Annotated in this window: 20 protein-coding genes and 2 tRNA genes; 12 read left to right on the top strand and 10 right to left on the bottom strand. The window is 61.7% G+C overall.

Annotated features, from left to right (window positions below; translation table 11 throughout):
- Nucleotides 1-35: 35 nt before the first annotated feature.
- Entirely contained in the window at nt 36-866 is an 831-nt protein-coding gene (locus DDQ68_RS14865; RefSeq protein WP_109656237.1) for an IS5 family transposase, read from the top strand.
- 147 nt (nt 867-1,013) lie between these two features.
- Nucleotides 1,014-1,349, top strand: coding sequence for a GxxExxY protein (locus tag DDQ68_RS14860; protein ID WP_342767405.1), 336 nt, complete (start codon nt 1,014-1,016; stop codon nt 1,347-1,349).
- A gap of 107 nt (nt 1,350-1,456) precedes the next feature.
- On the opposite strand, the gene DDQ68_RS14855 is transcribed toward DDQ68_RS14860, so the two are convergent.
- From DDQ68_RS14855 to DDQ68_RS14840, 4 genes are all read right to left on the bottom strand, one after another.
- Nucleotides 1,457-2,119, bottom strand: coding sequence for a phosphatidylserine decarboxylase family protein (locus DDQ68_RS14855; RefSeq protein ID WP_109657005.1), 663 nt, complete (start codon nt 2,117-2,119; stop codon nt 1,457-1,459).
- Between the two features lie 246 nt (nt 2,120-2,365).
- Complete coding sequence (locus tag DDQ68_RS14850; protein WP_109657004.1) at nt 2,366-3,652, bottom strand: Glu/Leu/Phe/Val family dehydrogenase; 1,287 nt, start codon at nt 3,650-3,652, stop codon at nt 2,366-2,368.
- Nucleotides 3,653-3,781: 129 nt separating this feature from the next.
- Nucleotides 3,782-4,765: a phosphatidate cytidylyltransferase gene (locus DDQ68_RS14845; protein WP_162550135.1), complete on the bottom strand. Its 984-nt coding sequence runs from the start codon at nt 4,763-4,765 to the stop codon at nt 3,782-3,784.
- A gap of 39 nt (nt 4,766-4,804) precedes the next feature.
- Nucleotides 4,805-5,758, bottom strand: a complete 954-nt coding sequence (locus DDQ68_RS14840; RefSeq protein ID WP_162550134.1) for a CPBP family intramembrane glutamic endopeptidase — start codon at nt 5,756-5,758, stop codon at nt 4,805-4,807.
- Between the two features lie 249 nt (nt 5,759-6,007).
- Between DDQ68_RS14840 and dusB the strand changes: the two genes are divergently transcribed.
- Both dusB and DDQ68_RS14830 read left to right on the top strand, forming a co-directional pair.
- Nucleotides 6,008-7,000 (top strand): tRNA dihydrouridine synthase DusB, encoded by a 993-nt coding sequence (dusB, locus tag DDQ68_RS14835; protein WP_109657001.1) that lies wholly within the window; start codon nt 6,008-6,010, stop codon nt 6,998-7,000.
- Between the two features lie 131 nt (nt 7,001-7,131).
- The gene (locus DDQ68_RS14830) at nt 7,132-8,364 is read left to right on the top strand and encodes an ATP-binding protein (RefSeq protein WP_245897055.1); all 1,233 of its coding nucleotides are present in this window, start codon (nt 7,132-7,134) and stop codon (nt 8,362-8,364) included.
- 50 nt (nt 8,365-8,414) lie between these two features.
- Here the strand turns inward: DDQ68_RS14830 and DDQ68_RS14825 are convergent, their stop codons facing one another.
- Together DDQ68_RS14825 and DDQ68_RS14820 are read right to left on the bottom strand one after the other, a co-directional pair.
- On the bottom strand, nt 8,415-9,488 hold the full coding sequence (locus DDQ68_RS14825; RefSeq protein ID WP_109656999.1) for a lipocalin-like domain-containing protein: 1,074 nt from the start codon (nt 9,486-9,488) through the stop codon (nt 8,415-8,417).
- A 51-nt stretch (nt 9,489-9,539) separates the two neighbouring features.
- Entirely contained in the window at nt 9,540-10,289 is a 750-nt protein-coding gene (locus tag DDQ68_RS14820; protein WP_109656998.1) for a carboxypeptidase-like regulatory domain-containing protein, read from the bottom strand.
- A 161-nt stretch (nt 10,290-10,450) separates the two neighbouring features.
- Between DDQ68_RS14820 and DDQ68_RS14815 the strand changes: the two genes are divergently transcribed.
- From DDQ68_RS14815 to DDQ68_RS14805, 3 genes are all read left to right on the top strand, one after another.
- Entirely contained in the window at nt 10,451-10,951 is a 501-nt protein-coding gene (locus DDQ68_RS14815; RefSeq protein ID WP_162550133.1) for a hypothetical protein, read from the top strand.
- A gap of 81 nt (nt 10,952-11,032) precedes the next feature.
- Nucleotides 11,033-12,778 carry an amino acid permease gene (locus tag DDQ68_RS14810; protein WP_109656996.1) on the top strand — a complete coding sequence of 582 codons (1,746 nt, stop codon included), beginning with the start codon at nt 11,033-11,035 and terminating at the stop codon, nt 12,776-12,778.
- Nucleotides 12,778-13,341, top strand: a complete 564-nt coding sequence (locus DDQ68_RS14805; RefSeq protein ID WP_109656995.1) for a hypothetical protein — start codon at nt 12,778-12,780, stop codon at nt 13,339-13,341. Before DDQ68_RS14810 ends, DDQ68_RS14805 begins: the two co-directional genes overlap by 1 nt.
- 28 nt (nt 13,342-13,369) lie before the next feature.
- Here the strand turns inward: DDQ68_RS14805 and DDQ68_RS14800 are convergent, their stop codons facing one another.
- Nucleotides 13,370-14,365 (bottom strand): DMT family transporter, encoded by a 996-nt coding sequence (locus DDQ68_RS14800; protein ID WP_109656994.1) that lies wholly within the window; start codon nt 14,363-14,365, stop codon nt 13,370-13,372.
- Nucleotides 14,366-14,520: 155 nt separating this feature from the next.
- Here DDQ68_RS14800 and hemA point away from each other — a divergent pair, with 155 nt between their 5' ends.
- Nucleotides 14,521-15,798: a glutamyl-tRNA reductase gene (gene hemA, locus DDQ68_RS14795; RefSeq protein WP_109656993.1), complete on the top strand. Its 1,278-nt coding sequence runs from the start codon at nt 14,521-14,523 to the stop codon at nt 15,796-15,798.
- Between the two features lie 86 nt (nt 15,799-15,884).
- Here hemA and DDQ68_RS14790 read toward each other — a convergent pair whose 3' ends face one another.
- Nucleotides 15,885-16,205 carry an ArsR/SmtB family transcription factor gene (locus DDQ68_RS14790; RefSeq protein ID WP_109656992.1) on the bottom strand — a complete coding sequence of 107 codons (321 nt, stop codon included), beginning with the start codon at nt 16,203-16,205 and terminating at the stop codon, nt 15,885-15,887.
- 240 nt (nt 16,206-16,445) lie between these two features.
- Here DDQ68_RS14790 and DDQ68_RS14785 point away from each other — a divergent pair, with 240 nt between their 5' ends.
- Nucleotides 16,446-17,558, top strand: a complete 1,113-nt coding sequence (locus tag DDQ68_RS14785) for a mechanosensitive ion channel family protein (protein ID WP_109656991.1) — start codon at nt 16,446-16,448, stop codon at nt 17,556-17,558.
- A gap of 167 nt (nt 17,559-17,725) precedes the next feature.
- Here DDQ68_RS14785 and DDQ68_RS24295 read toward each other — a convergent pair whose 3' ends face one another.
- On the bottom strand, nt 17,726-18,589 hold the full coding sequence (locus tag DDQ68_RS24295) for a TerB family tellurite resistance protein (protein ID WP_162550132.1): 864 nt from the start codon (nt 18,587-18,589) through the stop codon (nt 17,726-17,728).
- Between the two features lie 244 nt (nt 18,590-18,833).
- Between DDQ68_RS24295 and DDQ68_RS14775 the strand changes: the two genes are divergently transcribed.
- From DDQ68_RS14775 to DDQ68_RS14765, 3 genes are all read left to right on the top strand, one after another.
- Nucleotides 18,834-18,908, top strand: a tRNA-Val gene (locus tag DDQ68_RS14775).
- 108 nt (nt 18,909-19,016) lie between these two features.
- Nucleotides 19,017-19,094 (top strand) — tRNA-Val (locus tag DDQ68_RS14770).
- 103 nt (nt 19,095-19,197) lie between these two features.
- On the top strand, nt 19,198-20,379 hold the full coding sequence (locus tag DDQ68_RS14765; RefSeq protein WP_109656989.1) for a hypothetical protein: 1,182 nt from the start codon (nt 19,198-19,200) through the stop codon (nt 20,377-20,379).
- Between the two features lie 168 nt (nt 20,380-20,547).
- Here DDQ68_RS14765 and coaE read toward each other — a convergent pair whose 3' ends face one another.
- Nucleotides 20,548-21,162 (bottom strand): dephospho-CoA kinase, encoded by a 615-nt coding sequence (gene coaE / locus DDQ68_RS14760; protein ID WP_109656988.1) that lies wholly within the window; start codon nt 21,160-21,162, stop codon nt 20,548-20,550.
- Nucleotides 21,163-21,343 lie beyond the last annotated feature (181 nt).

Here is a 21,343-nt window from a genome sequence, read left to right as displayed (position 1 = left end):
AATTTGAGGTGCGACCCATCTCCTTTCCCTCCGTCATGGAAGTCCTGCCCAAAGATATCATTACCGCCTGGATACTCCCCCATTTGCCCTTTAGCGCCCACGGCCGTCGGCGGGCGGCCCAGCCGGTGGAAGTCGTCGGCGCCATTCTCTACAAGCTCAAAACGGGTTGTCAGTGGCGCTGGCTGCCCGTGCGAGAATTGCTGCCAACCCACCCCCTGACGTGGCAGGGCGTCTACTATTATTTCAACCAGTGGCGCAAGCAAGGTGCTTGGAAACAGCTTTGGTTGAGCGTCTTGCGCTTGAACCACGCGGCGCTGGACTTGTCGAGTGTGCAACTCGATGGCAGCCACACCCCGGCTAAAAACGGCGGGGCGGCTGTCGGCTATCAAGGCCGCAAGGCGGCCCGCACCACCAACGCCCTGTTTCTGGCCGACAACACGGGCCAGCCCCTAGCCGTGGCCACGCCGCAAGCCGGCAACCACCACGATACGTTTGCCCTCGAACACGTCTTCGCCGAACTCTGTGAGCTGCTCGAACAAGCGCACCTGCGCCTGGAAGGCCTCTTTCTGAATGCCGACAAAGCCTTTGATGTCACTAGCTTGCGTCAGGCCTGCGCCCGGCGCGACATCGAAGCCAACATTCCCCGCAACCGGCGCTCGACCGACTGGCAAACGGATGATGACACGCCGCTGGACCCCGAACTTTACCGGCGCCGGCTGGTCATCGAGCAAATGAACGCCTGGCTCGACGGCTTCAAGACCCTGCTGGTGCGCTACGAAACCTGCCTGGAAAATTGGCTGGCCTTCCACTGGCTCGCCTTTGTCGTGCTGCTACTGCGTAAAATTACCCGACCACCCACTTCCTAAACAGCTTCTATGAGTTAACTATAAGATTTAGATCTAGTCACGCATAATATACGCTTCAATAGGCTCTGCATGGCCGGCCGTTTTAACATAAGCTATTTACTAATGGGTACTTACAAGGAGTTGACGAGGAAGGTAATTAGTTGCGCCATGCGGGTGCACCGCGTGTTAGGTACGGGTTTCCAAGAGGTTATTTGCCAGCGGGCGCTGGCCGTGGAATTGGCGCAATGCGGCATAAATGCCCAGCGTGAATTGGAAATGCCGATCTATTACCGGCAGCAGGAAATCGGTTCGCACCGCGTCGATTTCCTAGTTGAGGAAACGGTCTCACTGGAGCTAAAAGCCCTGTACGAGCTAACACCCATCCACTACGCCCAAATCATCAACTACCTGGAAGCCTACCTCCTGTCCATCGGCCTGCTCATCAATTTCGGGCCCCCTTCCATGCAATACAAGCGCTTTGTAAAAACCCATCCAGTCTACTAATTCCCAAGCTAACGAACATTAGGGCGAAGCCCCAAAAAAGCAAAAAACGGATAAGAGCGGCCCAAAAGGAATCCGTTCTTATCCGTTAAATCCACTTAATCTGCGGTTCAGATCTTCAGTTGGCAGATTACTGTTTCGCCACCTTTCACCTTCTGGCCCAGCTCCACCTTCACATCGGCGTCGATGGGTACGAACAAATCGACCCGTGAGCCGAACTTGATAAAGCCGAACTCCTCGCCCTGGTTTACTTCGTCGCCCTCGTTCACGTACCACACAATACGGCGGGCCATGGCCCCGGCAATCTGCCGGAAGAGCACCAGGGGCCCCGCGTCGCTCTCTACCACCACGGTGGTGCGCTCGTTTTGGGTGCTGCTTTTGGGGTGCCAGGCCACCAGGTAGTTGCCGGGGTGGTACTTAAAGTATTTCACCATGCCCGAAATCGGGTTGCGGGTTACGTGCACGTTGATGGGCGACATGAACACGCTGATCTGCTTGCGCATATCGTCGAAATACTCGGGCTCGTACACGTCCTCAATCACCACTACTTTGCCGTCGGCCGGGGCCAGTAGCAGGTCTTCGTGGGTGAAGAGGTGCCGGAACGGACTGCGGAAAAACTGGAGTAGCGCCAGAAACGCCACTACCGAAACCCCAGCAAAAATGCGGTTGAAGAGCACCGCCCCTCGGTTGAACTGGTAGAGGGCCAAATTCAGGGCCAGCAGCACCAAAATGGTTACGAACAGGATGCGGCGGCCTTCTTTATGTACTTTCATAAATCACTGATTTTGACTGATTAACCGTAGTTTCGCTGATTTCAACGAGGCTAACCAGTGCAAAAAATAGGGCGGCTGGGAATGGCAGCCGGAATAAATTACGGTCAGAAAAAGAAAGGGCACGGACCAAATGGCCCGTGCCCTCCTTTACAACCAAAAATAAGCAATTACGGCTCGCAGAACAGCAACTAATAAAATCGACCGACGAAACAACAAAATCACGGTTAATCAGCCAAGATCAATAATTTAGTAACCGCCGCGGAACTTATAGGTTTGGGCGACCTTGTCGATAGCCACTACGTAGGCCGCGATTCGCAGCGAAACATTGTACTTCAGGCTGGTTTGGTACACTTTCTCGAAGGCATCGCTCATGATGCGGTCGGCGCGCTCGGTCACCATCTCCTCGGTCCACTTGAAGCCCTGCTTGTTCTGCACCCACTCGAAGTAGCTCACCGTCACGCCGCCCGAGTTGGCCAAAATGTCGGGCACCACCGAAATACCTTTTTCGTAAATGATGGGGTCGGCCGAGGCCGAGGTGGGGCCGTTGGCGCCCTCCACAATCAGCTTGGCCTGGATTCGGCCGGCGTTGTGCTCGGTGATGACGTCCTCCACGGCAGCGGGCACCAACACGTCCACGGGCGAAACCAGCAGCTCATCGGGGTCCATCGGTACGGCGCCCGCGAAGCCTTCGAGGCGGCCGCCGTGGGCATTTTTGTGGGCAATGGCTTCGTCGATGTTGATGCCATCGGCGTTCCAGTAAGCGCCCGAAATATCGCTTATAGCTTTAATCTTTAAGCCTTTGTCGAACAAAAGCTTGGAGGCCCACGTGCCCACGTTGCCGAAGCCCTGCACGGCGGCCGAAACCTCCGTGGGCTTGAGGCCCAGCTTTTCGAGGGCGGCCAGAGTGGCCACCATCACGCCGCGGCCGGTGGCCTCGGTGCGGCCCAGCGAGCCGCCCATCACCAGCGGTTTGCCCGTCACGACGGCCGAGGAAGTCATGCCCACAGTTTTCGAGAACTCGTCCATCAGCCAGGCCATCTCGCGCGGGCCCGTGCCCATGTCGGGGGCCGGAATGTCGCGGTCGGGGCCGAACACATCCTTGAGTGCCAGCGTGTAGGCGCGGGTCATGCGCTCAATTTCGCCGGCGCTCATCGTGGTCGGGTCGCAGATGATGCCGCCCTTGGCCCCGCCGTAAGGGATGTCCACCACGGCGCACTTCCAGGTCATCCAGGCCGCCAGGGCCTTCACCTCGTCGAGGTATACGTTCTTGTCGTAACGAATACCGCCCTTCGAGGGCCCCAAAATGGTGTTGTGAATTACGCGGTAGCCCTCGAACACGCGCACCTTGCCGTTGTCCATCGTCACGGGAATGTGCACGATTACCTGCTTGTCCGGGGTTTTGAGGACGTTGTAGGTTTCTTCGTCGAGGCCGAGGATTTCGGCAGCGATGTTGAAACGGGACATCATCGATTCCAGCGGGTTTTCGCGGTCGACGAGCGGCGCTGGCTCTTTATAAACGGTGTGGGCGGCCATGGGGATAAGGGAGTTAATGGAGGTTGTTGGGTGGGATGGGGGAAGTACGTTTTGGAGGCGCAAAGGTATTGACTTTGCCGCAAATACGAACGATTGTTAGTTTAGTGTTACCCCGCAGCGGCCCCGCAATTACCCCGCCAACAGTTGCAGCAGTACCAGCACCGGCAGCACTAGCAGAAACGCGTCGAAGCGGTCGAGCAGACCGCCGTGGCCGGGCAGGAACGTGCCCGAATCCTTCACCCCCGCGCTGCGCTTGAGCATCGACTCGGCCAGGTCGCCCAGGGGCCCAAACACAGCCACCACGCCCGCAGCCACCAGCCGGTGCGTCAGCGGAATATCGGGCACGAACTGCCCAAACGCCCAACCCGTGATCAGGGCCAACAGGGCCCCACCGGCCCAGCCCTCCCACGTTTTGCCCGGCGAAATACTGGGCGCCAGCTTATGCTTACCAAAGTTTTTGCCGGCGAAGTAGGCCCCGGTATCGGCCGCCCAGACGAGGATGATGAGGCAGAAAACGTGGCGGGCATCGTAGCCTTTCTGGTCGAAAGCCAGTGCATTAAGCAGGCCCATTGGCAAGCTGACGTAAAAAAGGCCCGCCAGGGTAGCGGCCAAATTGAGGAACGGCTTGCCGTGGTTGGGCCAGCGAATGATCTCGCGGATTAGCAGAATAACCATCAATAGAGCCCCGGCGGCAACTAAAAAGTAGCTCGTCTCCTGCACCATCACCATCCAGGGTGAAACGGTGCCGGGCGAAACCTGCGGCAAGGCCGACAGTGGCGGATAGATGGTCCAGCCGGTTTGCCAGCCGAAAAGTTGGGCGTAATGAAAGAAACCAGTAAAAAGATGTAAATAACCGAAAATCAGTATTCCGATTACAGCGCCAATCCACGAGGCCGGTCGGTACCCATTTGCCCGCATAATCCGGTAGAACTCCTTGAGCATCACTGCCTGCACCGCCGCAAAGAACAGCCCGAATGAGATGGGCCCCCCGTAGGTGCAGCCGATGAGCAGCGCCGCCGCAACGGTGCCCCAGATGACGCGCAGGCGCAGGTTGCTGCGGACGCGCTTGGTGGCGGGAGGCCGGGCGTCGGCGGGGGGCAGGTCGGGGTTCAAAAGCAGGAGTGAAAGAAGGGCAGGGGAAAGGACGCCAAATTACGGCCGGGGTTGGCCGGGGCCCGCGGCCACGCCCTGGCGGCTGACGGTGCGCATCTGGCGCGGGGGCCCCATGCGCTGGCGCAGGCCCCACAGTAGCCCGCCCGCCAGCACGGCCGAGGCCAGGGCCAGCGGCCAGGGCAGGGCCGCGGTGCTATCGGGGTCGAAGGCCGTGTTCCAGCCAAAAGCCCCGCGCTGCACCAGGTACAGCAGCACCAGCTGGAAGGCATTATTGGTGAAGTGCGCCGCCATGGGCACCAGGATGTTGCCGCTCCACTCGTATAAGTAGCCCAAAATGAGCCCCAGCACGAAACGCGGCACGAACCCGAAAAACTGGAAGTGAATGGCGCTGAAAATAGCCGCCGCCACCCACACGCCCGCGTGCCGCGACCCAAACCAGCGCACCAGGTTCTGTTGGATTACGCCCCGGAACACCAGCTCCTCGGCCACGGCCGGCACCACGGCAATGACGACCACGCCCACCACCAGCCGCCCCACGGTGCCGAACTGCGTCAGGAACTTGGTGAGGGCCCCGGCGCGGTTTTCACTGTCCCGCGCCCACACTTCAAAGCCGTGCAGAAAGGCGGGGAAATGCACATCCGCGTTCCACGCCACCAGCACCGACATGATTGGAATAAGTACCAGAATGAGGGCCCCCGCGGCCAGTGGCCAGCCCACGCTGCCCAGGCGGCGCGGCGCGAAGTAGTCCGCCCACGACTGGCCCACAACCCGGGGCATGACGGCCGCGCCGGCGCCCAGGCCCGCCAGCATGAAGCCCTGGGTCAGCATCAGCACGGCCCAGCCGTGGGGGGTGCCGCCGGGGTCGGCGCCTGCCTGCCCAAGGCTGGCCGTTCCAAACAGCGCCGACACCAGCGCCAAGGCCCCAAAACTGCCCAGGCACAGGCCGGCGAAGGCCAGGCCCACCAGCGCTAGGATTTGCAAAAGCGGGTGCATAGGGCGGGCAGGGAAACCTTTCATGGCGGCGGGCAAGTTCGGGAGGTTGTAAATTTACCCCAGATTTAATTTAGGCTTGCTTAAAGCAACGCTCACCAACTTAGGCCGTCATGCTCATCTGGCGTCCGCGTAGCCGAAGCATCTCCACTGCTCAACTAATCTAATCGGCTAGTTAGTGAGCGGGCGAGATGCTTCGGCTACGCGGACGCCAGATGAGCATGACCGCCTAATTGAATTCCCCTTATCCCCGTGGTCAACATCGGTCCCAACATCCAGCTTCCTGATTTTCCGCTCTTGCTCGCGCCCATGGAGGACGTGAGCGACCCGCCCTTCCGCGCCGTGTGCAAGGCCAACGGGGCCGACCTGATGTATACCGAGTTCATCTCGTCGGAGGGCCTCATCCGGGCCGCGGCCAAAAGCCGCAAGAAGCTGGATGTGTTTGATTACGAGCGGCCCATTGGCATTCAGCTCTTTGGCTCCGACGTGGAAACGATGGGCGAGTGCGCCGCCATCAGCACCGAGGCGGGCCCCGACCTCATCGACATCAACTACGGCTGCCCGGTGAAGCAGGTGGCCTGCCGCGGCGCCGGCGCGGCCCTGCTGCGCGACATTCCGAAGATGGTGGAAATGACCGCCGCCGTCATTAGGAACACCCACCTGCCCGTGACGGTGAAAACCCGCTTGGGCTGGGATGAGGGCACCAAAAACGTGGAGGACGTGGCCGAGCGCCTGCAAGACATCGGCATCGCCGCCCTCACGGTTCATGGCCGTACGCGGGTGCAACTGTATAAGGGCGAGGCCGATTGGCGGCTGATTGCCCGCATCAAGGACAACCCGCGCATCCACATCCCCATCTTCGGCAACGGCGACATTACGACGCCCGAAAAGGCGCTGGAGTACAAAAACCGCTACGGTGTGGACGGCGTGATGGTGGGCCGCGCCAGCATCGGCTACCCCTGGATTTTCCGCGAAATCAAGCACTACGTGGCCACCGGGGCCCTGCTGGCCCCGCCTACGCTGGAGGAGCGGGTTGCTATGTGCCAGATGCACTTCGACCGCAGCGTGGAATGGAAGGGCCCCCGGGTGGGTATTTTCGAGATGCGCCGCCACTACGCCCACTACTTCCGCGGCCTGGAGGGCGCCAAGGCCTGGCGCACCCGCCTCGTGGACGCCGAAACGCCCGAGGCGGTGTACGAAATCATGGCCGAAATTGCCCGCAGCGAAGCCGTGCTGGTAGGATAGGGCCCCCGGGGAGGACTATTCAGAACGTCATGCCGGGAGAATGTCATGCTGAGACTGTCGAAGCATCTCTCCCACGTAAGTAATTAACTGCTGCGGAAGAGATGCTTCGGCTGCGCTCAGCATGACGTTCTTTGTTCGTTCTTGATAACCCGTTGATGATTCCGATTTACGACCAGAAATCCCGCGTTAAAATACTGGTGGCGGTGGGGGCCCTGCTCATCGGGGCGGCCACGGTGGTGTACACCAACATTCTGGTGCGGCAGGTAGCGCGGCGCGAGCAGGAGCAGATTGAGCTGTACGCCAAGGCCCAGCGCTACATCGTGAACACGGAGGAGGAGGGCGGCCTCATCTTTGTGCAGGAGCAGATTATCAACGTCAACAAGACGATCCCCATCATCTTCACCAACGAGGCGGGCGTCATCGGTGGGGCCCGCAACGTGGACATTCCGCGCCACTTGGCGCCGGCCGATTCGGTGGCGCGCCTGCGCCACGAGCTGGCCCTGATGAAAAAGCGCCACCCGCCCATTGTGGTGGAGTACGCCGCCGGGGCCCGCGACTACATCTACTACAACGACTCGCACCTGCTGGCCCAGCTGCGCACCTACCCGCTGGTGCAGCTCGGTGTCATCAGCTCGCTGGCGGTAATGGCCTACTTCGCCTTCAGCTACTCGAAGCGCTCGGAGCAAAACCGCGTGTGGGTGGGCCTGGCCAAGGAAACGGCCCACCAGCTGGGTACGCCGCTCAGCAGCCTGGTGGGCTGGCAGAGCTACCTGCGCGAGTCGGAGCGCTTCGCCAACGAGCCCATCATCGAGGAGCTGGGCAAGGACATTCGGCGGCTGGAAATCATCACCGAGCGGTTCAGCAACATCGGCTCGGTGCCGGTGCTCAACGACGAAAACCTACTGCAAGTGACGCGCAACGCCATTGCCTACCTCGAAAGCCGGGTGTCGAAGAAGGTGAAGTTCACCATCGAAACCGACCTGCCGCTCGACACCCCCGCCCGCGTGAACGTGCCGCTGTTCGATTGGGTGGTGGAAAACATCTGCAAAAATGCCGTCGATGCCATGGAAGGCCGCGGTGCCATCACGCTGCACCTGCGCCGGGTGCGGGTGCGCCGCAGCTGGTACCGCCGCGCCGCGCCCGGCCGCCAGGTGGCCGTCGACATCACCGACACGGGCAAGGGTATCCCCAAAAACAAGCTCGAGAGCGTGTTCATGCCCGGCTTCACCACCAAGCGCCGGGGCTGGGGCCTGGGCCTGGCCCTGGCCAAGCGCATCATCGAGAACTACCACGAGGGTAAGCTTTTCGTGAAGTGGAGCGAGCTGGGCCGCGGCACCACGTTCCGCATCGTGCTGAACCAGTGAGCAGTTAACAGTGAGCAGGGTACTATTAATTGCTCACTGTTAACTGAGTCCTAGCGGTTCGTGATTTCCACGTAGGCTCTGCCCGTTACGGGCTGGCCGTTGTGGGTGCCGGTTACGCGGCACATGCCCTCCCAGTAGTACATGGTGAAGGCGTGAAAGAAGCGCAGGGCAAGTTCCTGGTTGGGCACCAGAGGCTCCACGGTGAGGTCGTAGCCCTGGCCGGGCACCTGCACGCGCCACTTGGCGGGGTACTTTTTCTTCGATTTCGGGCTGGTCCAGTACGTGAGGGGCGTGAGCTGGAAATCGGGCCCCGTGAGGCGCAGGTTGCGGCCGCCGTCGCCGCTGAGGGTGCCGTTGCTGAGGGCTTCGCCGGTGGTGCGGTTGTGCAAAGAGTACAGCATCAGCTCCTCGCGGGGCTGGTCGAGCTGGATGCTGAGCCAGTCCCAGCCGGTGTTTTTATCCACGACGGCCGCGCAGTTCCATTGGCGGTCGTACCACATTTCGCCGGCGACCTGGTGGGTTTTGCCGCCCACCGTGAGGGTGCCGGTTGTAGCCAGGCGCGGGTACGAGTAGTAGCCGGCTTCAATGCCCTTGCCGTAGTGCTCATAGCCGGTGCCGCCGCCGTGCAGCACTACGGGCCGGGTGGGCGCGGTGCGTAGGTCGAGGGCATAGCCCGCGTTTTTCTTGCCGGTGAGGGCCGCTTGCAGCTGGTAGCGGCCTTCCTGCCCGTCAAATTTCCAAACCTGGGCCCCCTTGTGCTCGCGCAAGCGCACGGGCAGCGAGTCGGTGAGCGGGCGCGGCAGCTTGCCCAGCTTGTAGTCGTAGCGAAACTGCTGGCCCTGGGGGTCGGTCAGGGCCACGTTCACCATCTGGTAGTCGCTCTTGCCGTCCTTCAGGTTGAAGTGGAAAAACACGTACTCCACGCCAAACTGCTCGCCGGTAGTCTGGTCGGTGAGATGGCCGGTGAGGTACCACCACTCCAGCGAGTTTTTGGGGTGCGGAGCCTCCTCGCGGGGCAGCTCGGCGCGGGTAGTGGTGGGGTTGAAGCGCGTGGTGGGCGTAGGCTTGAGCGTGGCGCAGGAGGTAGCCAGCAGCAAACCCAGGGCAAAAGGCAGAAATTTCATACCCCCCAAAAAGGCTTTTGGGGCCCGAAAAGTTTGGCCGGAATGGCTGATTTAGCCCCGGCGAAAGGGACGGGTGAGCCAGTAGTAGAAGCGGCGCGGGTGCCACGGCCAGGGTTTGCGGTTAATCACAATCAGTCCATCCAGATCCGCGTGTGAGGGACGCATTACGATTTGCATTTGGGCTGCGTTACCCACAGTTTCTAAAATAATTTCCTGCGAGATGTAACCCACGAAAGAAATCACCACTTTCCTTCCAGCGGCCTTCAACTGTTCGGTTGGTACTTCCAACGCGAAGCGGCCGTCATCACCCGTGCTGATGCCAATCAGTGTGCTTTTCAGTAAAACAGTTACGCCGGGCAAGCCCTGCCGGGTAGCCGAGTCCAGTACCACCCCGTGAAGCACCACAGCCGTTGGCGCAACAGCGGCCGCCGCTTGGCCCACCTTTCGTTCTACTGGTCGGGGCCCCTGCTCTACCGGCACCTGCGCCCGGGCCGCCGCGCCTGCGCCTTCCCGCAACCCCCACACTGCCACAGCGGCCGCCAGCCAGGCCTGCCAGCGGCTGGGGGCCCCCACGGCCAGCGGCCGCAAGGGCCGGCCCAGCTGCCCCGCCGCGAACCGGCCGCAGGTGCGGCCGGCCGCGTGCTGTAACACGGCCAGGATTTCGGCGTCCGTTTTCTGGGTGAAGTCCACCACCGTTTTTTGGCAGGCGGCGCAGTGGCGGCCGGGGCCCCGGGGCGTCATGGCGGCCCAGCTTTCGGCGCAGGGCTGCGGGATGTGAACGGAGGTGGGGCGAGCAGGCATGGGACGAAAGTTAAAGCAGCTTTCTCCCTTGATGCCGCGCCCCTCCCAATTGCACACGGGGCCCCCACGATTACCCGGTAGCCCGCCCGGCCATCCCTGCAAAACCTTGTACCTTGGGCAGGCTTGAACCGGCGGTACCCACGCCCTTTTCTTTGTTTGTTATGGCTCTTTCTTTCCGAATGGCTTCGCTCGTGCTATTGCTCACGCCCTTGGCGGGCCATGCCCAGTCGGGCGCGCTGGGGCTGGAAGTCCCGGCCCCGGCGGCGCCCAGCAAGGGGCATTTTCTGGCGGGGGCCTACGCGGTGGGCGGCTACGTGCCGCTAAGTACCCCCGCGGCTTACGGCTACGGGGTGCAGCCCTACCTGCGCTACCAGCTGGGCACGAGCGCCACCGGCCGGCCGCGTCCTTTTGTGCAGTACACATTTGCTCCCTACCGGCTGCAAGCCTACGGCGCGGAGGGGGGCTACGGCCCCGAGGGCGGCGCCCTGCCAGCCAACGCCGGCTTTGCGCCGCTGGCCCAGCGCAACGGGCCTTACGGCAACAGTTACAGCGGCTACGGCGGCGGCATGGGCACCGTATCGGTGGGCGTGCCGGTGCGCATCGGCAGCGGTTCGGCCGTGCTGAGCGTGGGCGGCAGCGTGCTGAGCAGCCTGCTGCGCTAAGGCGGCGGCGGGCCCCCGGCAAACCATAAGCCGCCCAGGGGCCCTATCTTTTGCCCCTCAAACCCGCCCCGCTCGCCGTTCATGCGTTCCGATAATTCTCTTTTCCGCCGCAAAACCATCGCGGCCATCCTGCAAAACCCGCCCGCCGACCACGAGGGGCCCGGCGGTGGCCTCGAACGCCACCTCACCGTGCGCGACCTCACCGGGCTGGGCATCGCGGCCATCATCGGGGCCGGTATCTTCAGCACCATCGGCAAAGCCAGCCTCGACGGGGGCCCCGCCGTGTCGATGCTGTTCGTGTTCACGGCCGTGGCCTGCGCATTTTCGGCGTTGTGCTACGCCCAGTTCGCAGCCACCATTCCGGTCAGCGGCTCGGCCTACACCTACGCCTACGCTTCGTTCGGCGAGCTGGCCGCCTGGATCATCGGCTGGGCCCTCATCATGGAGTACACGGTGGGCAACATCGTGGTGGCCATTTCGTGGAGTGACTACTTTACAAGCCTGATGGATGGCATTGGGTGGCACATCCCGGCCTACCTCAGTACCGGGGCCCAGGGGGCCTACCAGGGCTACGCCGCCGTGGTGGCCCTCATGGAAGCCCACCTGCCACTGGCCCAGGCCACGCCGGCCCAGCTCGAAGGCTACAAAATCTGGAACTCGGCACCGGTGCTGTTTGGCGATTGGCACCTGGTGGCCGACGTGCCGGCTTTTGGCATCACGGTGCTCATCACCTGCCTCGTGTACATCGGCATCAAGGAAAGCAAGTACGCCTCCAACCTGCTGGTGGTGTTGAAGTTGATTGTGGTGGCGGTGGTCATTGCCGTGGGGGCCTTCTATATCAAGCCAGCCAACTGGCACCCGTTTGCGCCCCACGGTGTGGGCGGCGTGCTCAAGGGCGTGTCGGCGGTGTTCTTCGCCTACATCGGCTTCGACGCCATTTCCACCACCGCCGAGGAGTGCAAAAACCCACAGCGCGACTTGCCCCGGGCCATGATGTACGCCCTCATCATCTGCACGGTGCTCTACGTGGTTATCACGCTGGTGCTCACCGGCATGGTGAGCTACACGGAGTTGGGGGTGGGCGACCCGCTTTCCTTCGTGTTTGCCAAAGTGGGCCTGCCGCGCCTCTCGGGCCTGGTAGCCGTCAGCGCCGTGTTTGCGATGGCCTCGGTGCTGCTGGTGTTCCAGCTGGGGCAGCCGCGCATCTGGCTCACGATGGCCCGCGACGGCCTGCTGCCCAAGGTGTTCACCCACATCCACCCGCGCTTCCATACGCCTTCGTTCGCCACCATCATCACGGGCATTTTCGTGGGCGTGCCGGCCCTGATATTGAACATGGACCTGGTGGTGGACCTCACCAGCATCGGCACCCTGTTCGCCTTTGCGCTCGTCTGCGGCGGCATCCTCATCATCGACCCCTACGGCCGCTCCGAGGCCCGCTTCACGGTGCCGTACCTCAACGGCAAGTGGCTAGTGATAACCATTTTAGTAATCGGTGGGGCCTTGCTCTGGCACTACAACCAAGCCGAGGTGCGCACCTTCGCCCACCTGGCCAGCTTCGGCGAGGGCTACGAGGGCTTCCGCCACCAAATCCCGATGCTCGTGTTCCTGCTGTTTTGCGGGGGCCTGGCGGTGGTGTCGTTCCAGAAAAGCCTCTCGCTGCTGCCCACCCTGGGCCTGCTCATCAACCTGTATCTGATGACGCAACTCGGCATCAGCAACTGGGTGCTGTTTTTCATCTGGCTGCTGATTGGGCTGGTGGTGTACTTCGGCTACGGCTACAAGCACTCGCGGCTGGGGCAGGCCGGGGCCCCGGTGGCCTCCTAATGCCCATGCTGCCGCCCGGCGAAACCGCCCTGCTCACCTTCCGCCTGCACGGCACCATTCCGGCCGCTGCGGGGCGCGAGCTAGCCGCCACGCTGCGCCAACCCCAGCCGGCCGGCGCCGACCACCACCGGGCCCAAAAGCAGTTCTTCGCCCGGTTCGACGCCGTGCTCGACCGGGGCCCCAGCGGCCCGGCGTATTTCGACCACGAGAAAATAGCCGAGGCGCTGGCCGGCGAAACCCTGATGCTGGCGGAAACCGGCTTCGTGGTGCACGGCTTCGCCATCCTGCCCAACCACGCCCACCTCGTGCTGCATTTGCCCGCCGCGAGCGGCCTCTCCTTCCCCAAAGCCCTGGACCTGCTGCACCTGCGTACCGGCACCAACTGCCGCCGCCTCGTGCGCCCCAAGCTGCCGCCCGAAGCCAATTTCTGGCAAGCCGGCTGGCACGAGTACGCCGTGGGGGACGAGGCCGAACTAACGCGGATTTTGGCCTACGTGGCCGGCAACGCCCGCGCCGCCGGCTTACCCCAGCGGTTCCAGGCGTGGCCTTATGTGAATGAGTGAGTGGATCTTTATTCACCAACTCACCGATTCACCGCGCCCGGTGGATGATGAACACGCCGGCCAGAATGATGGCCATGCCCGCCGCGTGCCATAGGTTGAAGGCCTCGCCGTCGAGGGCCCCCAGGCCCAGCGCCACGATGGGGATGAGGTAGGTACTGGACGAGGCAAACAGCGCCGTGGACTGCTGGATGAGCTTGTTGAACAGCACCATGGCCACCGCTGTGCTCATGGTGGCCAGCAGGGCTATGTAGCCAAACGCCGTCCAGGCCCCCGGCGCCACCGTCAGCTTGTGCACGAAACCAGTGCCCAGCAGCAGGTAAGCCAGCGCCGGGCCCCCAATGAGCAGCAGTAGCACCGCCGTAACGGCAAGGGGCTTGAGGCCGCTTAATTTATATTTTATCACGTTCACGCTCAAGCCGTAGCCCACCGTAGCTGCCACAATATAGAGGCCATACCAGGCGTTGCTGGCCCCGGCGGGCGCAGTGGCCGCGCCGGCACCGCCCAGGCCCATGAGCACCACCGTGCCCAGCAGGCCCAGGCCCACGCCCAGCGTGCGGGCCCCCGTGAGGCGCTGCCCAAACAGCAGGGCCCCCACCAGCAGTGCAAACACCGCCGTGAGGGCGTTGAGCACACCCGCCAGCCCCGAGGCCAGCCGCGTTTCGGCGTAGGCGAACAGAAACGCGGGCAGCAGCGTGCCTACCACACCGCTCAGCGCCAGCCACTTGAAGCGGCTGCGCTCGACGCGCCCCACGTGGCGCAGGGCAAACGGCAGTAGCAGCAGCGCCGCCACGCTCACGCGGCAGGCACCCAGCTCCAGGGCCGAAAACACCACTAGGCCCTTCTTCATCAGGATGAACGACGTGCCCCAAATGGCGGCCAGCAGCAGCAGCAGGCCCCAGGCCGCGGCGGACGTGGGTGGCGGTGCGGGCGCCACGGCCGGGGCCCCCAATGGGGTTTTGGAAGCTGTAGCCACGGCGGCTGGGATGGAAACGGGCAGGGCCGCCGGCGGGGTAGGTACGGGCATAGTGCAAATGTACAGCCGCCGTTTAGCCAGAATGGCCGGCAGTTCGGCTGGTAAATAAATGCTTTGCCAAGCGCGAACCCTATCCATGATTAAGCTGTTTTAATCTTTGTCAATCCAGCCGTAATTTTGTGGCCCGGTTTCCTCCCGGCTTCCTTATGTCCCACCCGTTTAAGGCCGTTAGCCTTTCGTTCAAAAAAGCCCCCCTCGCCATTCGCGAGTTGCTGGCCTTGGACGAAGCCGCTTGTCGCCGTTTCCTGAATGCGCTGCGCCAAGAGTTGGGCCTATCCGACCTGCTCGTCCTCAGCACCTGCAACCGCACCGAGGTGTACTACGCGGCCGACGATGACCGCAGCCGCGAAATTATTCTCGCACTGGGGGCCCTCAAAGGGCGGCCCGACGTGGGTAACTTCTTGCCTTACTTTGACTTGCTGACCGTGGCCGACGATGCCGTGCAGCATTTGTTTGATGTGGCTATGGGCCTCGATGCCCAGGTGGTGGGCGACCTGCAAATCAGCAACCAAGTGAAAATGGCCTACCAGTGGTCGGCCGATGCCGACGCCGCGGGGCCCTTCCTGCACCGCCTGCTGCACACCATCTTCTTCACCAACAAGCGCGTGCAAACCGAAACGCGTTTCCGCGACGGGGCCGCGTCCATGAGCTACGCCACCGTGGAGCTGGCCGAGGAGCTAACCGCCGACGTGGCCAACCCCCGCGTGCTGGTGGTGGGCCTGGGCGAAATCGGGGCCGACGTGTGCCGCCACCTGGCCGGCAGCAAGGCGTTTGCCAGCGTCATGCTCTGCAACCGCACCCGCAGCAAGGCCGACGCCCTGGCCGAAGAATGCGGCAGCCTCAGAGTAGTCAACTTTGAAGACCTTACCGGGGCCCTGCGTGAGGCCGACGTCATTATTTCGTCCATCAACCGCAGCGAGCCGTTCTTCACCCCTGAGCTGGTGCAGCACCTCGATGTGCTGAGCTTCAAGTTCTTCATCGACCTGAGTGTGCCCCGCAGCATCGCCCCCGACGTGGAGCTGGTGCCCGGCGTACTGGTTTACAACGTCGACGCCATCCAGAGCAAGGCCTCCGCCGCCCTGGAAATGCGCCTGGCCGCCGTGCCCCAGGTGCGCGCCATTATTGCCGAGAGCATTGCCGGTATGCAAAGCTGGGCCAAGGAGATGCTGGTCTCGCCCATTATCCAAAAGGTAAAAGCGACCCTTGAGCAGCTGCGCCTCGAAGAGCTGGACCGCTACCAGAAGAAGGCCACCCCCGCCGAAAGCAAGCTGCTTGACGAGGTGACCCGCTCGCTGATGCAAAAAGTACTCAAGCAGCAGGTGCTGCACCTCAAGGCAGCCTGCCAGCGCGACGAAGCCGAGGCCGGCCAGCTGATGGAGCTGCTCAGCAACCTCTTCGACCTCGAACGGCAGCCAGTCGCCTAGCTGGCCGTCCAAAAAATAACTTAAAAAAACGCAAAAAGGCCGCCCCGAAGGGTGGCCTTTTTGCGTGGAAGGCTAGTGGGGTAGCGCTAAACCTTGCTTGAATAATCTTCCAGCGTATCGATAACCTTCAGCAGTTGGGGCACGGCCAGCGAATAGTAAATCTTGGTGCCCACTTTAGTCGACTTCAACACGCCCCGGTCTTTGAGGGTGATGAGGTGCTGGGAGGCAATGGCCTGCGGCAGGTCTAATGCTTGATAGATATCGGTGACGGACAGTTGGTTATCTTTGCCTTTGCCTTTGCCGAGCAGGTCGACGATGGCCAGACGCTTGGGGTGAGAGAGAACTTTTAACATGGCCGCGGCGCGGTCCAGCTGTTGCGCTTCAACGCGCGAAAGAAGAGGTTTCATGCAGTAGTTTAATTGGGCCTGGTCATTCTACAAATCTAGCATGTGTATTCTACAAATCTAGAATAAATCTAATACAATATCTTTTGTAATATGGTTCGGCCCAATCCCGATATAACTTTCGGACCAAGCCCCGGCGGGGCCTAGAGCACGGGGGCCTACCAGCTCCCAAAACCAACAGGTCAGCGCCTAGAAGCGTATTAGGACTCGACAGTAATTTGTTTTTCGTCCTCAAAATTAAGCATGGAAATACCTTCTTTTCTACACCACCAAGTGCTGGGCAACGAGCTGATCGACTACGCATGGGCCCTGCTGGTGTTGGTGCTGGGCGGGGCCCTGAACCGGTTGCTCTCGCGCCTGGTCAGTGCCGTGCTGTTCCGCCTTACCAAGCGCTACACGGCCGGCGTGAGCGAAACGGAGCTGCACGACCTGCTCATCCAGCCCCTGAGCATCCTGCTGTTCCTGGTGACGTTTTACCTCGCCTTTGGCCTGATTCGCTACCCGCTGCCGTTGCGGGGCGTGCCCAGCGTCGAGCCCTGGCCCAAGGTGGCGCTGCTGGGCCTGTTCCACCTGGGCGTGATTACGGCGGTGGTGTGGGGCATCACGCGGCTCGTCGATTTTGCGCTGCTGGTGGTGCAGCGCCGCGCTGTCCTCAAGGCCGTGGGCGCCAACCGCCTCGACAATCAGTTTCTGCCCTTTGCCAAAGACTTGCTGAAGGTATTCATCTCCGTCATCGGCCTTTTGGTGGCGCTGGGCCAGGTATTTGGCGTGAACGTGACGGCCCTCATTGGGGGCCTGGGCATTGGGGGCCTGGCCGTGGCCTTCGCCGCTAAAGAGAGCCTGGAAAACCTGCTCGCCTCGTTCACTATCTTCCTCGACCAGCCCTTCGGCGTGGGCGACCTCGTGACGGCCGGCAACGTGAGCGGCACGGTGGAAAAAATTGGCTTCCGCAGCACCCGCCTGCGCACGGCCGAAAAAAGCTACCTCACCGTGCCCAACAAAAGCATGATCGACAAGCCGTTGGATAACCTCTCGCTGCGCACGGCGCGCCGGGTGGGCTTTACACTCATTTTCGACCAGCGCACCACCAGCACCCAGCTCCACGCCATCATCGCCGGCTCCATTGCCGCCGTGCAGGCGCACCCGCTCGTGACGCAGGATGTGCAGATGAAATTCAACGCCCTCACGCCTAACGGCAAAGAAGTAACCGTGCAGTACTTCGTCGAAACCAGCAGCTACGACGAATACCTCGACACGAAGGAAGAGCTGAACTACCGCCTCGTGGAAGTGGTGGAAAAAGAAGGCGGCCTGTTTGCCAGCACCACTACTACCACCCTCATCAGCGCCGGCGTGTAGGGCCCCATGGGCTGGTAGTGAAGGGTATGTGATGAATTAAGCATTAAAAATGATGAATTAAAAATGAGGCTGGCAAATTTTTAATCCATCATTTTTAATGCTTAATTCATCACAAAGAACATTGTGGCATGGGCCCGTTGCGGGGCCCTGATTGTTGCCGCCGAACCCTAGCGGTTGCCGCCGAAAATACCGCTGAGCAAGCCACCCATGCCGCCGCTGAGCAGGCCGCCGAGGCCGCTGCCGCCCGCGCTGGCCGGCTGCGAGTTGGGCTGGCCGCCCAGCCCGCCCAAAACGGACATCATCGAGCCCAGCCCGCCGCCGCCGATGGCCGAGCCCTGGCTACTGCCCTGGCCGCCGCCCATTACGCCGCCCAGCAAGCCGCCGAGCATGCCACCCATGCCGCCCTGGGCCGCTCCGCCGAGCAGGCCGCCCATGCTGCCACCCAGTAAGCCACCGCCCGCCGACTGGTTTTGGTTGTTGTTATTGCCGCCGCCCATGCGCGAGAGCACCATCGGGGCCACCACGCCGAGAAGGCCTGCTATCAGGGCCCCTTTGGGAATGCCCACGCCGGACAGCTTGTCGCCAATGCGGTCAAAAAAGCCTTCTTTGGCCGGGTCTTGCGGGTCGTGGGGTACGTTGGCGGCCTGGTCCACCACCGTTTCCAGGGTCTGCTTCTGGTCGGTGTTGATGCCCAGGTACTCCGCCATCTTGCCCACCATGGCCTCTTCGTCGTTGGAATAGGCCCCGTCGGCGCGGGCAAAGCTGATGAGGTCGGTGATGAGCGAGAAGCGCAAATCACTGTTTTTCAGCACGTCCAGATTTTGCCGAATGGTCTGGTTGTTCGAGTCTTGGGCAGCGGCCAGCACTTGTTGCGCCGCACCGCCCGACAGGCCCACTTGCTGGGCCAGGGCCTGCAAAAATTCGGTTTCGTGGCCCGATGCCTGCCGGTCGGCCGTGGCCAGGCTGGCAATGGCGCTCAAATAGGCCGTTTTCTCGGCTTCCGAATAGTTCTTTAAGAGCTGCGTGTCCATGGGTAGTGAAAAGAATAGGGTGAGCAAAATTGCCAGGTACTTCAACGCAAGCGTGCAAATTACGTTTTGGGGCCCCGCGCCGCGTATGGCTGGTCAAAAAAGTGCGAAATTTATCTGACTGAAAATAAATTGGTTGACTTACATTTTTCGCCTTTTGGTCCTGAAACAGGGCTCTGGGGGCCCAGTGGTTTGGGCTGGGCAAATAAAATCCCCCATCTTTGCATTCCCAAACAAAAATATCCCCGGGAGATTAGCTCAGCTGGTTCAGAGCATCTGCCTTACAAGCAGAGGGTCACTGGTTCGAACCCAGTATCTCTCACTTTGATTGACAGTTACTTAGCCTATTAACTAGGTGGCTGTTTTGATTCCGGTGCCCACGTTGGGGCCCACAAGCTTACCATAGGTCATTAACGGGCTTGTGTTTTTCGGGAGGTTAGCTCAGTTGGTTTAGAGCGCTTGCTTCACACGCCAGAGGTCGAAGGTTCGAATCCTTTACTTCCCACCAGTTTCTGAAACGCCCACTTGGCCCCCGGCCGAGTGGGCGTTTTGCTTGGATCCCCCGGGCGGCACTGTCCGTTTCGGCCCCCCAAAGCGTTAATTTTGCCCCAATGAGCTACACCCTGCACGAAGTTGATTCGCTGGCCCGGCACCGGCAGTTTCTGGCGGTGCCGCAGCGCCTGCACGGCCACCATCCGCAGTACATCGGCCCGCTCGACAACGAAATTGAGGTCGTGTTCGACCCCCGCAAAAACCCGAACCTAGCCACTGGCGAAGCCATCCGCTGGGTGCTGCTCGACGCCGAGGGCATCGCTGTGGGCCGCGTGGCCGCCTTCCTCAACCGCGAGGCCGTGGATGTAAAAAACCCCGACCTGCCCACCGGCGGCCTAGGCTTTTTTGAGGCCCCCAACGACCCCGTGGCGGCCCGCCACCTCTTCGACACCGGCCGTGCCTGGCTGGCGGCCCGCGGCATGCAGGCCATGGACGGCCCCATCAACTTCGGCGAGCGGGACCGGTTTTGGGGCGCGCTAATTGACGGGTTTGAGTGGGAGCCCAACTACGGCATGTTCTGGCACCCGCCGTACTACCAGCAACTGTTTGAGGACTACGGTTTTCAGGTTTACTTCAGGCAGTACACCTGCGCCCGGCCGGTGCTCACCGAGCTGCACCCCAGCTTTGCCCAGCGCCTGGCCAAGTTCGAGGCCGACCCGCGCTACCGCTTCGACTACGGCCGTAAGGCCAACCCCGAGAAGCTGGCCCAGGACTTCCACCACGTGTACAACCTGGCCTGGGGCCGCCACGCGGGCGTGAAGCCTATGAACCTCGACCAGGCCCGCGCCTTGGTGCGCGAAATGAAGCCGGTGCTCGACGAGCGCCTGCTGGCCTTCGCGTACTGCGACGACGAGCCGGTGGCCTTCTTCCTCAGCCTGCCCGAGCTGAACCAGATTTTCAAGCACGTGGGCCGCCGGCTCGACTTGCTGGGCAAGGTGCGCTTCCTGTGGCAGCAGTGGCGCTACGGACGCCGCCGCGACAAGAAGATGCTCGGCATCATCTACGGCGTGGTGCCGGCCCACCAGGGCACAGGCCTCGACTCGGCACTGATTCTGGACGCGCAAAAGCGCTTCATATCAGGTGGCTACACCGACATTGAAATGAACTGGATTGGCGACTTCAACCCGCGGATGCTGGTGACCACGCGCTCTATCGGGGCCAAAGTCCGCAAAACCCACGCCACCTACCGCTTCCTTTTCGACCGTGACCGGCCCTTTGAGCGCAGCCCAATCATCCGCTAATAAGCTATTTGACTTAATTTTTAGCTCCTGAGAACGGATGTAAAGACGCATCCTTGCGTCTTAGAATTGAACGACCTGTCCGAACATCGTTCAATTCTGAGACGCAAGGATGCGTCTCTGCAGCGTTTTGATTCAAACAACTTCTAAAGCAGTGGCTGGGGGCCCCGGCTATTTGGTGGCCGGAGCCCCCAGGGCCCGCAGCTGCGTATCGAGGGCCAGCACCTGGGGCAGCACCAGCTGCACGTCGTCGTTGTGCACCACGTAATCGGCGCGCTGCTGGCGCTCATCTTCGCCCAGCTGCTTGCCGATGATGGCCTGCACGTCGGCAGCGGTGCGGTGCGGGTCGCGGCGCAGCACGCGGGTCTTGCGCACGGCCAGCGGCGCGGCCACGGTAATGATGCGGCCGAGGGTTTTATAGGCCCCCGACTCGAAAAGCAACGCCGCTTCCTTAAGGATGTAGGGGGCCCCGGTGGCCTGCTGCACGGCGGCCCAGCGGGCAAAATCCTCGCCCACCCGCGGGTGTACCAGCGCGTTGAGCTGCGCTAGCTGCGTAGGGTCGGCAAACACGGTGCGGGCCAGGGCGGGGCGGTTGAGCTGCCCAGCGGCGGTGTAAGTGTCGGGCCCAAAGGTGCTTAGTAGCTGCTCGCGTAGCAGTGCATCGTGCTCCATCACCCAGCGGGCGCGCTGATCGGAATCGTATAACGGGATGCCCAGCAGGCTAAACACGCGGCTCACCACGCTTTTGCCTGACCCAATGCCGCCGGTGATGCCGATGCGTAACATGTGCGATGCGAGGGGTTAAGTAGCTGTGTAAAAATAAAGGGGTTGTCGTTTGCCCCTTGTTAAGTGAGTAGTCAGAATTAAGTAGCAAGTAGTAAGGCCATAAATCCTTGAAAATCAATATTTAGCATGGTTCTTACTGCTTTTGTCTTGCTACTTAGTTATTAGTCAGTGGTTTATGGGC

Origin of the sequence: Hymenobacter nivis (genome assembly GCF_003149515.1) — a bacterium.
Classification (GTDB): Bacteria; Bacteroidota; Bacteroidia; order Cytophagales; family Hymenobacteraceae; genus Hymenobacter; species Hymenobacter nivis.
Note: the sequence above shows the minus strand (reverse complement) of the source record. Positions and strands in the feature narration are given on the sequence as shown.